The 11,720-nt window shown below is 63.4% G+C and carries 13 protein-coding genes; 8 read left to right on the top strand and 5 right to left on the bottom strand.

The annotated features are described in order from the left end of the window. Positions 1-15 precede the first annotated feature (15 nt). From C8J25_RS06935 to C8J25_RS20930, 3 genes are all read right to left on the bottom strand, one after another. Positions 16-294 (bottom strand): hypothetical protein, encoded by a 279-nt coding sequence (locus C8J25_RS06935; protein WP_146173310.1) that lies wholly within the window; start codon positions 292-294, stop codon positions 16-18. 299 nt (positions 295-593) lie between these two features. After that, on the bottom strand, positions 594-1,484 hold the full coding sequence (locus C8J25_RS06930) for an AraC family transcriptional regulator (protein ID WP_107953581.1): 891 nt from the start codon (positions 1,482-1,484) through the stop codon (positions 594-596). A 251-nt stretch (positions 1,485-1,735) separates the two neighbouring features. Next, entirely contained in the window at positions 1,736-1,969 is a 234-nt protein-coding gene (locus C8J25_RS20930) for a hypothetical protein (RefSeq protein ID WP_208622547.1), read from the bottom strand. Positions 1,970-1,976: 7 nt separating this feature from the next. Between C8J25_RS20930 and C8J25_RS20925 the strand changes: the two genes are divergently transcribed. The 5 genes from C8J25_RS20925 (at position 1,977) to C8J25_RS20915 (ending at position 5,901) form a co-directional block, all read left to right on the top strand. Next, positions 1,977-2,120: a hypothetical protein gene (locus tag C8J25_RS20925; protein WP_208622546.1), complete on the top strand. Its 144-nt coding sequence runs from the start codon at positions 1,977-1,979 to the stop codon at positions 2,118-2,120. Positions 2,121-2,281: 161 nt separating this feature from the next. Further along, positions 2,282-3,085, top strand: a complete 804-nt coding sequence (locus C8J25_RS06920) for a MipA/OmpV family protein (RefSeq protein WP_107953579.1) — start codon at positions 2,282-2,284, stop codon at positions 3,083-3,085. Between the two features lie 331 nt (positions 3,086-3,416). Then, positions 3,417-4,676, top strand: coding sequence for an MFS transporter (locus C8J25_RS06915; protein ID WP_244186854.1), 1,260 nt, complete (start codon positions 3,417-3,419; stop codon positions 4,674-4,676). Further along, complete coding sequence (locus C8J25_RS20920; RefSeq protein WP_244186853.1) at positions 4,673-5,737, top strand: aldo/keto reductase; 1,065 nt, start codon at positions 4,673-4,675, stop codon at positions 5,735-5,737. Before C8J25_RS06915 ends, C8J25_RS20920 begins: the two co-directional genes overlap by 4 nt. Further along, positions 5,737-5,901 carry a hypothetical protein gene (locus tag C8J25_RS20915; protein ID WP_208622545.1) on the top strand — a complete coding sequence of 55 codons (165 nt, stop codon included), beginning with the start codon at positions 5,737-5,739 and terminating at the stop codon, positions 5,899-5,901. Before C8J25_RS20920 ends, C8J25_RS20915 begins: the two co-directional genes overlap by 1 nt. 7 nt (positions 5,902-5,908) lie before the next feature. Here the strand turns inward: C8J25_RS20915 and C8J25_RS06895 are convergent, their stop codons facing one another. Next, the gene (locus C8J25_RS06895) at positions 5,909-6,814 is read right to left on the bottom strand and encodes an AraC family transcriptional regulator (protein WP_107953575.1); all 906 of its coding nucleotides are present in this window, start codon (positions 6,812-6,814) and stop codon (positions 5,909-5,911) included. A gap of 95 nt (positions 6,815-6,909) precedes the next feature. Between C8J25_RS06895 and C8J25_RS06890 the strand changes: the two genes are divergently transcribed. The 3 genes from C8J25_RS06890 to C8J25_RS06880 are packed head-to-tail and all read left to right on the top strand — an operon-like array spanning position 6,910 to position 9,496. Then, positions 6,910-7,728 carry an SDR family oxidoreductase gene (locus tag C8J25_RS06890; RefSeq protein WP_107953573.1) on the top strand — a complete coding sequence of 273 codons (819 nt, stop codon included), beginning with the start codon at positions 6,910-6,912 and terminating at the stop codon, positions 7,726-7,728. 4 nt (positions 7,729-7,732) lie between these two features. Continuing rightward, complete coding sequence (locus tag C8J25_RS06885; RefSeq protein ID WP_146173309.1) at positions 7,733-8,503, top strand: hypothetical protein; 771 nt, start codon at positions 7,733-7,735, stop codon at positions 8,501-8,503. A gap of 27 nt (positions 8,504-8,530) precedes the next feature. Continuing rightward, the gene (locus tag C8J25_RS06880; protein ID WP_107953568.1) at positions 8,531-9,496 is read left to right on the top strand and encodes an SDR family NAD(P)-dependent oxidoreductase; all 966 of its coding nucleotides are present in this window, start codon (positions 8,531-8,533) and stop codon (positions 9,494-9,496) included. Between the two features lie 287 nt (positions 9,497-9,783). Here C8J25_RS06880 and C8J25_RS06875 read toward each other — a convergent pair whose 3' ends face one another. Beyond that, positions 9,784-11,703 (bottom strand): M61 family metallopeptidase, encoded by a 1,920-nt coding sequence (locus tag C8J25_RS06875; RefSeq protein ID WP_107953566.1) that lies wholly within the window; start codon positions 11,701-11,703, stop codon positions 9,784-9,786. Positions 11,704-11,720 lie beyond the last annotated feature (17 nt).

Below are 11,720 nucleotides of genomic sequence, written 5' to 3'. Positions count from 1 at the left end.
GCCTATTGCTACGCCTCAGTGCCCGGCTTGCCTGCCGATCATGTCCAGGAGCGCGCAGGTCTGAGACGCCGAGAAGCCGGCGTCCTCCAGGCTCGTCGTCGGCACGCTTCGCGGGAACAGCGCGCGCGTCAGTTCGACATAGGCCCGCAAGGCCTCCAGCCGTGGGTCGGCCAGCGGTCCAGGCCGTTGGTTCGCGAAGAAGAGGAAGAAGTTCTGCAACCGCGAGCGGATCTGGGCGATCCGACCATCCTCGATGCCGATCGAGATGGCCGTCCTCTCCAAGAGTGAGAACATGGGCTTAGTATTGACACGATCGACGGTAGCGACGGATATCGCCTGTGACAGGTCCATGAGCATTGGGATTCTACATCGGCCAGGGGTTTTGAGCGATGAAATCGTGCCCGTCCGCGGACGCGCATCTCGTGGCCTTGCGCCCGATGTGCCGGCAGAGGGGCGTATGGCTCAATGCCCGAACTCGCAGAAGACTTGCCTGTTACTCCATACGGGTGCGTTCCGTCGATGCGCGGGGGCATCCTGCGCGCGCCCAAGCGCCGGCGGACAGACCGACACGCTGATTGCGCGCAAGACGGTATCTACGCGAGCGACACCTTGAGACCCATCGCATCGCGCTTGGGTGCGACGCCGAACGCCCGCGAATACTCGCGACTGAACTGCGACGCGCTTTCATAGCCGACCTGGTACGCTGCCTCGGCTACGTTCACCGCCTCGGCCATCATCAGGCGACGTGCCTCCAGCAATCTCAGTTGCTTCTGGAACTGGAGCGGCGTCATCGATGTCAGCGCCTTGAAGTGCTGATGGAAGGAGGACTGGCTCATATGGGCCGCATCCGCGAGGCGCTCGATACGCAGGGTCTGCGCGAAATTGTCGCGCAGCAGGCGGATCGCCTTGGCGATGCGCTCCAGGTGCGAGTCGGGCACGGCCTGCTTGCACAGTTCCGCGCCGTTCGGTCCGCTCAACAGCCAATAGTAGAACTCGCGCATGAGCGCTGGATACAGGATCGGGATCGCCTTTGGCGTGTCCGTGAGTTTGACCATGCGCATGACGCAGTCGGCGAGCGGCCCATCGACATCGGCGACGAACATGCTTCGCCCGGTACTTGCCGCCGGCACAGGCGCGATCTCAAGGTCCCTCAACACCTCGCGCATGACCCCCACGTCGAACTCGACCGTAATGCCGACAAACGGCTTTTCCGGGCTGGCGACCACGATCCGGCCGCAGGCGGGAAGATCGACGCCGACCACCAGGCACTGCATCGGCCCGTAACTGAGCATATCCTCGCCGACGAGGAACTCCTTGGCCCCCTGCAGCGTGATGCAGAGCGACGGCCGATACACGTGATGATTGTTCATCCGGTGATAGGTTCGGATCATGTGGACGCCGACGTCCGGCACCGGGAAATACCCTTCGCCGCCGCCATGCGCGTCCATGAAGCCACTTACCGCTGCGAGCAGCGCGGACGCCATGCCGTCATTCTTTGCGCGATCAGTCTCTGCGTGATGCACCATCGAATCCGGCGCGGACACCACACTGACCGGGCCGCTTGCAGGAAAAGGCAAGATTTTTCCAGTTTCTGGCATTCTGACCATGGGTCGTTCCCTCTAGCGTGTTGGCGCCAACCAAAGCGAGGTGAGCGGTCATTATGTCAGTAATCGCCTCTGCGTCAACATATACTCCAATATAGAGGTGACCACTATCCAAGTTGTTGTTTTATAATTCAGAATAGATTTGCGCCACTATGCTTACCCCGATCCACATGCTTGATAAATTGATCGTCACGAACGACAGACGACCCGTTGTGATGTGAAGTCTCCTGCATCTTCATCACGACGGCGGTCGAGAACGCTACGCCGACTATCTCACCATAGCCACGCCGATCGTCGCTCGCTTCGGTGCCGAGATCCTGTTCGTCGGTGACGGCCTTCCGGCGCTTTAGGTCGAATCGGGGCAAGCCTGGGATGCTATGGCTCTCATCCGTTACCGACCCGCAGGTCTTTCGCGGATATGTCGAGGACGTCGATTACCGCACACTCGCGGGCCCGATGCGCGAAGCCTCACTGATCCAGGCAGTGTTGCAGCCAATCCGTGACCTGCCCGCCTGACCGGTGACGCTGTCACGACGCACCAAATGCCACCGTCGCTGACGCTCGATTTCTGGCGTCAGGAAGGGCGGTCGTTCCGGCTCCCTGCCCTCCCGAGCCATTCGACGAAGATCCATCCGGGTATTCGCGCTGGCCTAGTACACCACCCGAAAGGACCGTGCATGCGTACACTTTTCCGGACCCTCCTTGCCTGTGGCTTTGCTGCGTCGAACGCCGGTGCCGCACAGGCGCAAACTCGGACCAATCCAACCGATGGCGCGCCACACGGCGTCGTCGCGATCGGCCCCGGGATCGTTCCCCAATATGACGGCGCCGGAGACATGCGCGTGCTGCCGATCATCATGGCCGATATTCGCTGGGCCGGTGTCAACGTCCAGATGCGCGGCACGGGCTTGCGCGCGGACCTCGTATCGGACTCACGTCTTGCCTTCGGGCCTGTCATCGGCGGGCGCCTGCCCCGCAACGATGCGGACGGCCCCGTCGGCCTGCTCCCCGAGATCGGCACCGCGATCGAAGCGGGCGCGTTCCTAGGCTACCGCTTCGGTGGCGACCAACTGGGCCAGGGTTCGTTCCAGATAGAGGTCTCCATGGTCCACGACGTCTCGCAAACCCACAACGGCCTGCTCGGCACGGCGAGCGCGAGCTATGCCGTCATCCGGCAACCGGATGTCTTCTTCTCGCTCGATGCCCAGACGACATGGGCGAACCAGGACTATACGCGCACCTATTTCGGCATCGACGCCGCAGGTGCCGCAGCAAGCGGCCTTGCCGCATACCGGCCGGGCGCGGGTATCAAGGACGTCGGCGCCGGCGTAACTGCCGGCTATTGGTTCAGCCGTCATTTCGGCGTCACGGCGCGTGCCGGTGCGAGCTACCTCGTCGGTGACATCGCCGACAGTCCGATCACCGACGAGGGCAGTCGCTGGCAGCCAGCGGCCGGGCTCATGCTGTCTTACCGGTTCTGAGATGATGCGATGACCGACGAGCCGCTTGGCGACATCCGATGCTCGCCACCCCGCTGAGCGTTGCCGGAATCTTCGTCATGGCGACGAACTACCGCTTTGCGGTCGGCACGAATTCGCGTCGGGCCACCTGTTGGAAAAGGCAAGATTTTCCCGGTTTCCGGCATTCTGACCATCGATCATTCACTCTAGCGCGCTGGTTACAATCAAAGCGAGGGGAGCGACGGACATGATAGTAATCGCAGCTTCGTCACCATGCGCCGAAAACCACCGCGTTCATGCCCGAAATATTATCCCCGATGAATATTTCGACGGAGTGCAGATAGCGCTTCTCTTGGTAGCATTGTTTCTTGTCAGCGCATTCAGCCAGATCGACCGAATACTTCCCTTCATTCTTGCCGAGTCCATCAAGGCCGACCTTTCACTCAGCGATACGCAGATTGGTTTGCTGACAGGCATGGCGTTCGCGGTCTGCTATGCGCTGTTGTCGCTGCCGCTGGCGCGCGCGTCCGATCGTGGCTCGCCCCGTCTCGTCTTGGTATGCTGCGTTGCAATCTGGAGCGCGATGACGGCGCTGGGCGGCTTCGCCGCCAGCTTTCTATTTCTGGCCTTTACGCGGTTCGGCGTCGCATTCGGCGAGGCCGGCGCAACGCCATCCGCGCACGCGCTGATCGCTCGCAAGATCAGGCCCGAACGTCGCGGCCTCGCCATCGGCATCTTTTCGATGGGCATTCCGCTTGGCACGATGACCGGCTTCGCCGTCGGCGGCGCGCTCGGCGATACGTTGGGGTGGCAGACCGTGCTGCTCGGTGCCGGTGCGATCGGTGGGCTGATCGCAGTACTGGTACTAAGCGTCGCAGGACCGACCCCAACCTTGAAAACCGTTGCGGTCAATCGAGAGCCTTTTCTCCGTTCGAGCATGCGCTTGCTGTCGTCCCGGAGCTTCCGCTGGCTGTTCGTCGGCGCGGTTGCTGCCGGATTTGCCGGCGCGCCCTTTTACGCTTTCGCCGCGCCCTTCCTCATGCGCACCCACGGCTTCAGCGCCAGTCAAGCGGGGCTTGCCTTCGGTCTTCTCCAAGGGCTGATGGGTATCCTCGGTACGCTTGGTGGCGGACGCTGGTTCGACCGACTGGTTCGCGCCGGGCATGGTCGCGTGCTCGGTCCGCCCGCGATACTGTTCCTGATCGCCAGCGTGACGATGAGCGGCGCGTTGTTCACATCCGTGGGATGGCTCTCCATCGCCTTGATGGTGCCGACCATGCTGTCCTTCTCGTTTCTGCTACCCTGGACGTTCGGCGCGAGCCATCTCGTCGCGGGCAAGGGTAACGAGGGCATGGCGTCCAGCCTGGGCATGATCGGCTCCAGCCTGCTCGGCCCCGCACTCGGGCCCTTGTTCGTCGGCATGATGAGCGACGCCGCGGCGGCAGCGCAGGTCCCTCATGGTCTCTCGTTCGGCCTGCTGATCGTTCCCGTCGCAAGCGTCCTCACGGGCCTTGCCTATCTGATGGCCAACCGACGCATCGCCGACATGCTTGCGACGCCGCTGACCCCCATCGCGCCCGCCAACGTCCCACACGAAGGATACGCCTCATGAAGTACAAGACCTTGGGCAATACTGGTCTGTTCGTCTCCGAACTCTGCCTTGGCACCATGACCTTCGGCGGTCGGGGCGTCTGGGCGAACATGGGCAACGTGCAACTCGACGATGCCCAGGCGCTGATCGCCCGCGCACTGGACCACGGCATCAACTTTATCGACACCGCGGATATCTACTCGGCCGGCGCGTCGGAAGAGATCATCGGTCAGTCGTTGAGCAACTTGGGGGTGCGCCGCGAAGATGTCGTGATCGCCACCAAGGTATGCGGACCGATGGGAACCGGTCCGAACGATGCCGGGAATTCCCGCGCACACATTTTCGACAGCGTCAGGGCAAGCCTGAAACGCCTGCAGGTCAACCATATCGACCTCTATCAGCTTCACAACATCGACACGGTGACGCCGATCGAGGAAAGCCTCGACGCGCTCGATACGCTCGTGCGCCAAGGACTGGTTCCTGCTTATCGGTCTAGGCGCTTCGAACATCGTGCCGATCCTGTTCCGCCAAGCCGGTGCGCAAAGCGTCATGCCGGCGGGCCTTGCGATCGCCTCGATCACGACCATCGGTTACGCCGGCATCCTCGCAGGTCCTGCCGGGATCGGCTTTATCGCGCAAATCATCGGCCTCCCCGCTGCTTTCTGGCTGCTCACCGCGCTTCTGTGTCTCGTGCCGTTCTGCGCGAAGGCTGCGACCTCTGGCGGGCGCACGTCATGATCCGTCCCAACGTCGCCTTCCTTCATCGCCTCGCCGATCTTGCCGATGCCGAGACGATGCCCCGCTACCGCGCCGACATCGCAGTCGATATCAAAGTGGAGGAGGGTTACACCTTCTACGCAGTGACCGAGGCGGACCGTGCGGCGGAGGTAGCGATCGGCGCCGAAATTGGTGCGTGTTTCCCCGATCATGCCATTCTCGGCGAGGAACTCGGACTGACGGGGAGCGGGCGCTTTCAATGGGTGCTCGATCCGGTCGACGGCACACGCCCGTTCATTTGCGGTCTACGCGTCTGGGGGACGTTGATCGGGCGACGGTCGACGGACGTGCCAAGCTGGGGATGATGAGCCAGCCCTTTACGCGCGAACGCTCCTGGGCAGATCGCGACCGTGCCTGGATCGAGCGTGACCGTGTGCGCCGCCCGCTGGCAACGCGCGACGTCGGCAGCCTGAATTGCGCGATCCTGCACACCACCTCGCCCGAGCATTTCGACGATGTCGCATTCTAAGCGCGCCTTAAACTGCCTTGCGCGCCCGACCATAGCGGGCCGGAGACAGACCGGTATGTCGGCTGAAGGCGACGCTGAAGGTGCTTGCCGAACTGTAGCCGACGCGTTCGGCAACCTGGTCCACCCCGAGTTCGCGATCGCCCAGCAGGCGCTTGGCCAGCGCCATTCGCCAGGCCAGAAGATATTCCATCGGCGGCAAGCCAACGATCCGGCTGAAGCGGGCGAAGAAGGCGGAGCGCGACAACGCGGCCTCGTCGGCAAGGTCCGCGACCGTCCAGGGACGTTCCGGGCGCGCGTGGAGGGCGCGCAGCGCGGCCGCGAGACGCCGGTCGGCTAGCCCTTGCACCAGGCCGGGCGCCGACATCGTCGCGTCCCCGCTTCGCACCGCTTCGATGAGCACCAGTTCGAGCAGCCGTTCGAGGACGACTTCGCGCGCCGGGCGCCGTGCGAAGGTTTCCTCCCCCACCAACTGCATCAGGGTCGCAAGCCGTGGCTCGCCGCGCGCAAGGATGACGCGGGGGAGCAGGCGCACGAGCAGATCCGCATCCGGCGAAGCGAAGCGACAATGCCCGATCCGCATCGTGAGGTCTGCCGGCGCATCGACGCTGCCGACACGAAAGCATCCCTCGGCGATCTCGACCGGCTCTGTGGTGGTCTCGACCGGAGGCGCGTCCAGGCTCTCGCTGATGATGGCGTGCATCGCGGGCACCAGCACGAAATCTCCTGCCTGCAGAAGCATTGGCGCCTGCCCGTCCACCGTCATGCGGCACCGCCCGTCCAGTACTGCGCAATAGAAGGAATCGCCCGTGCCCGCACGGTAGATTTTCCACCTGCCGGCATATTCCACAAGCTTCGAGAAGCGGATCGTCGGTTGGAGCAGCGTGACGACTTCGGCTAACGGATCGACGGTCATAACAGGACTTATACCAACTTTTGAGCGACGCAGAAACGTACCGCGTCTTGATGGTATCGGCTAGATCCACTGCGACGACAAGCATTGGAGTAAGCATGCCAACCATCCTCATCACCGGCGGCTCGTCGGGCTTCGGTCTGGAAACCGCCCGACTGTTTCTCGATCGCGGCTGGGAAGTCGTGGCGACGATGCGTTCACCCGACGACAACGCCCTGCCGCCGTCGAAGACTCTGCGCACGCTACAGCTCGACGTGACCGATCCCACGAGCATCGCCCGCGCCGTCGAGGAAGCGGGGCCGATCGACGTCCTCGTGAACAACGCCGGCTTCGGGGTACCGTCACCGATCGAACTGACCGAGCTGACGACGGCGCACGCCTTGTTCGAGACCAATACCCTTGGCACGCTCCTGATGATCCAGGCCGTGCTCCCGGCCTTCCGGCAGCGTCGTTCGGGCGTCATCATCAACGTCAGCTCGTCCGCGACGCTCAGGCCACTGCCGCTCGTCGGCGTGTACCGCGCCAGCAAGGCTGCGGTGAACGCCCTGACCGAATCGCTTGCCGAGGAAGTGAAGTCCTTCGGCGTGCGCGTCCATCTGGTGTATCCCGGGCGAGCGCCGGAGACTCGGTTCGGGACAAATGCGTTCGCGCATCTGCGGGGTCGCGACGATCCCGCCTATGGACAGTTGGTCGAGCGGATCTTGACCGGCATGCAGGCCCATTCGGGTCCGATGACGCATGCCTCCGATGTCGCGGAAGCGATCTGGACGGTTGCGACCGATCCTGCCGCGCCGTTTCGGATCGCTGCAGGCGCGGACGCCGAGGCTTGGCTGGTCGAGGCGGGGCTGGCTGAGGCGGAGCTGGCCGAGGCGGGTGCGGGTTCCGCAAGCGTGATCAGCATCGATGCGGAAGGGTGACAGCGTGCGCGACTTCACCTTTCGATGCCGCATCGACGGCCAGCCCTATTCGCGCGGTCTGCTGCAGACGATCCGCTATCACCGCGACATCCACGTCCTGCACGAGTTGAAGCGGGCGGGTGCCGAAGTCGCGATCGACGGCCGGACCCTGTCCCATGACGACATCAACCTTCTTGGGGCCGACGAAGCTTTCGCCGTTTCGGTCGCCGTGCGCCGATCGCTCACTGCCGACGACATCAGAATGATGTTCAAGCAGCAATTGCTGGCCTCCGACCGGCGATGGCGCGACATGGACGCCGCATCGGACGGATTGCCGTTGCAGGCGTGCGTCGCCGAAATCGAGATCACCGGCATTTCCTTCGAAGCGTTCGTCGAAGACATGAAGACGCAGACGCCGTTCCTTGCGGACTACCCTGCCCTGCATCCCGACCATTTCTTCATCACGAAGCATGGCGAGACGCTGCAAGGTGTCGAGATCTTCGGTATGTATGGTGGGCCATCGGAGATGCGTCTCTCACCTGTTCCCGATCTCGTGGTGCCTATCGAGCGGGACGAGACATATCCGTTCGCGTTCGGCGCGGTCGCGACCCTCGTTGACGGCACGAACGCCAACGCCCCCGCCTTCATGCAAATGAAGCCGATCAAGAGCGGGCTCGCCGTGAAGGCGGGCTGCTGTTTTCCCGCCGCAGCACCCAAGGAAATGGTCGAGGGGCACAAGCTCCACCTCGCCATCGAGTTTCTCGGGTTCGCAACCACGGCCGCAGCGGCACACTGATCGCCACCGGAAAAAGGAAACGCAGGCATGCCAACGATTTTGATCACGGGCGGCCATGGCGGGATTGGGCTGGCGTGCAGCAAAAACCTTGCCGCGCAGTATCGTACCAATCTCCTGCTCGCCGGGCGCAGCCTGGAACGCATGGAACCAGTCGCGCTGGAACTGGCGAGGACCTACGGCGTCAAGGTGAATACCCTTGAGCTCGACACATCGTCATTGGCGTCGGTCCGGGCGGCGGCTGCCAGATGTCGTGCGTTGCTGGACGACGGGGCGGTCGACTCTCTTCAGGCCATTCTTTGCAATGCCGGCACCCGCATACGAGGCCTCAACTATTCGGTGGACGGTTACGAGGAGACTTTCGCCACCAATCACCTGGGTCACGTCCTTTTGCTGGAACTGCTGATCGACCGGGTGGCCGCGAGTGGCCGCGTGGTGTTCACAGCCAGCGGCACGCATGATCCCGATACGGTCGACGGAAAGCTTGTCGGCGTGGCGAGCGAGCCCGACGCGGTGATGCTCGCGAACGAGGGCAAGGAAGGTCGCAAGCCCATCTCGGGTGGAAAACGGTATTCCACATCGAAGCTGTGCAATGTTCTTACGGCCTACGAGCTCGACAGGCGCCTGAGGCGGTCGGGAAGCGCGATCACTTCTATCGCGTTCGATCCCGGCAGCACCGCTGGCACCGGGTTCCTGCGTGCCATGCCTGCGCCGCTCCGATGGCTGTCGAGAAGGCCTTTCTTCTATCGATTGCAGAAACGCCTTGGCATAACGATGGGCAGTATTGAATTCTCGGGAGCCTCGCTTGCGCGTCTCGCTGCCGATCCCGCGTTCGCAGAATCCTCAGGTAAGTATCTTCAGTCAAACGACGGTCGGCTGACCGAAACACGATCATCGGCGATGTCCTACGATAAGGCGCGAGGCTCAACGCTCTGGGACGATTCCAAGCTGCTTGTGCACCTCCGGCCCGACGAGCAATCCACACTGCTACGGTGAAGCTGGGGCAACTGGAACCGAGGCTGACGTGGTAATTGTTGCTCGCTGAGCGGCTCGTGCATTCGCAAATCTACTTTGCCGAGGAGAAAATCGGTGAGCGATATCCGTGAACTCAGCGTCGAGCGCCGCATCGCCGCCTCCGTGGAGGATGTCTGCGGACGATGATCGACCGTTTCGGGGAGTGGTTCTGTCCACGGCCGTGGTGCGCCGTTGCACGGGAGATCGAGCAGCGCACCGGAGGTCGTAGCCTGGTGGTGATCATGGCCCCGAGGGTGGCACACACATGCTCATCGCGCGGCGAGCAGCGCCGTCAGCCCATCCCGACGCCCGGCGACACGTGTCAGGTGGGGGTATCGCAGTCCGCCACGATAATCGATCGTTCGTGTCACGGAGCGTCCGTCGTGCTGCCAGGTGAGCGCAATCGGGTTCGCTGGAGTATTCCGTACTGCATCTTGGAGCGCGCCACGTGTGTACGGCGCCCCCGTGACCGCCGTAATGCGATCGCCGGGAGCCATCCCTGCGCGGAACGCCGGCCCGGCCCAATTCACCGCGCGCACCTTCCCGTCATCTGCAACCGTCAGGCCGATCGAGTATGAAAGGTCCGCTCCGCCGAGTTCCTGCTCGTTCTGCTGGAATGTTAGCGTCGGCTCTGCATCATAGATGAGACGCCATCCATGCCGCTCGAGCCCTTCGGACGGGTCCATTTCCCCATGGCCTTCGATCCAGCGCTTGAGGAAGCCGGGCCAGTCGAACGGCGCAACGCGGTGCAGCGCAGTGCAGAGGTCGCCGAAGGTATAGGTGCGAACGGGATGCTCCGCCGAGGCACCGGCGAAGAAATCTCGCGCGAAATCATCGGTTCCACGGCGCCCGTGGGTCTGTTCGCGTAACAGCGCATCGATGTCGAGCCACAGCATCACGCCTTCCAGGTAGTAATCCTTGCGCCGCTGCCAGTCGCGCCAAGGGACTGATTGGCGAAGCATGAATGAAGGGTAGTTCACGTCGTCCGACAGCGACCGCCACGCGCGTCCCGGTCGATTGACGACCTCGGCCGCATCGAGCGCAAGCTTGTCGAGCGTTTCCTCGCGGCTCCGCAGCCCCGAACGAGCGGCGAGCACGCGCGCCCAGAACTCGGTCTGGCCTTCGTACATCCACAGCAGGCTGCCGCTTTGCGGTACATTGGGAGTGGGTGCCCACAGGTCCGCGGGCACGCGGTAGAGGCCGTTCCAGGCATGGACGAACTCGTGCGCGACGATGTCGCGATTGTTGAGCTGCCCGGCCCAATCGCGGAAGTAGGACGAGGCCATGCCGATTTCGGCCGACGCCCGGTGCTCGGTGCCGCCGGACGAGCCGTCGTCGCTCATCCGTGCCAGCACCTCATAGCGGCTGAACGGCGGCGGGCCGAACACCGCGCTCGCCTGCGTTACCATGCGACGCAGATCCGCGATGCGATCGGGGGGAACGGCAAGATCGCCGGCTTTTGTTGCAACGAGGTCGAGCGTTACCGCGCCTGCGCCGTCTCGTGCGAGCGGCACGCGTGCGGCGTGACGTCCTGCGAGGATCGGCGAGTCGAGCAACCGCTCCAGAGAAACCGGTCTAAAGCTAAGCTTGCCTTCTTCCGGATCGGCAACGTCAAGCGACGAAAATGCGCTCAATCCCGTCGGCAGCATGACCGACGGTGCTACCGCGATATTTCGAGCGTACCACCCGGCCGGGTACAGCAGCAGGTGCTGCCAAGCCACGGCGACTACATCGGCCGACAGTCGATCTTCATCCGCGACGATCTGGAAGCTTACGTCGATCGTCTTGGTATCCTCGGGAACTTCTAGATGAAACGCGTGCGGCTCGATCGCATCCCGCCGCCACGCGATCGGTTTTCCGTTCGCCGATACCGTCAGCCCGGCCAGCTCGGTGACGGTGAGACTTGGCCCGTGGCTTGCCGCTTCCCAGCGCGGGTAGAGCAGCGTCATCGCGCCCGCGCGTTGCACCGGCACGCGTTCGCGGACGGCGAACACTCTGTGCGCCACGTCCCGCGCGTCCACTTCCAGCGCGATCGTCCCTCGGAACGGGTGATCGACGGGGGAAGTGATCGGTGTTCGATCGAGCGTCTGGACGGGGAGGTCCATCCGCGCCGCTACCTGTGGTGCGCCGGCAGCAGCGCCGGTTGCGCACAGCACAGCCGCCGCACCCGCCATTTTCCATTTTTGCATAACCGTCGCTACCTCCG

The sequence above is a fragment of the Sphingomonas faeni genome, assembly GCF_003053745.1.
Classification (GTDB): domain Bacteria; phylum Pseudomonadota; class Alphaproteobacteria; order Sphingomonadales; family Sphingomonadaceae; genus Sphingomonas; species Sphingomonas faeni.
Note: the sequence above shows the minus strand (reverse complement) of the source record. Positions and strands in the feature narration are given on the sequence as shown.

What these genes read in the sequence shown, in the direction of transcription:
- C8J25_RS06935 (WP_146173310.1), bottom strand. Translation starts at nt 294, where the DNA reads ATGTTCTCACTCTTGGAGAGGACGGCCATCTCGATCGGCATCGAGGAT.
- C8J25_RS06930 (WP_107953581.1), bottom strand. Translation starts at nt 1,484, where the DNA reads ATGGCGTCCGCGCTGCTCGCAGCGGTAAGTGGCTTCATGGACGCGCAT.
- C8J25_RS20925 (WP_208622546.1), top strand. Translation starts at nt 1,977, where the DNA reads ATGCTATGGCTCTCATCCGTTACCGACCCGCAGGTCTTTCGCGGATAT.
- C8J25_RS06920 (WP_107953579.1), top strand. Translation starts at nt 2,282, where the DNA reads ATGCGTACACTTTTCCGGACCCTCCTTGCCTGTGGCTTTGCTGCGTCG.
- C8J25_RS20920 (WP_244186853.1), top strand. Translation starts at nt 4,673, where the DNA reads ATGAAGTACAAGACCTTGGGCAATACTGGTCTGTTCGTCTCCGAACTC.
- C8J25_RS20915 (WP_208622545.1), top strand. Translation starts at nt 5,737, where the DNA reads ATGAGCCAGCCCTTTACGCGCGAACGCTCCTGGGCAGATCGCGACCGT.
- C8J25_RS06895 (WP_107953575.1), bottom strand. Translation starts at nt 6,814, where the DNA reads ATGACCGTCGATCCGTTAGCCGAAGTCGTCACGCTGCTCCAACCGACG.
- C8J25_RS06890 (WP_107953573.1), top strand. Translation starts at nt 6,910, where the DNA reads ATGCCAACCATCCTCATCACCGGCGGCTCGTCGGGCTTCGGTCTGGAA.
- C8J25_RS06880 (WP_107953568.1), top strand. Translation starts at nt 8,531, where the DNA reads ATGCCAACGATTTTGATCACGGGCGGCCATGGCGGGATTGGGCTGGCG.
- C8J25_RS06875 (WP_107953566.1), bottom strand. Translation starts at nt 11,703, where the DNA reads ATGCAAAAATGGAAAATGGCGGGTGCGGCGGCTGTGCTGTGCGCAACC.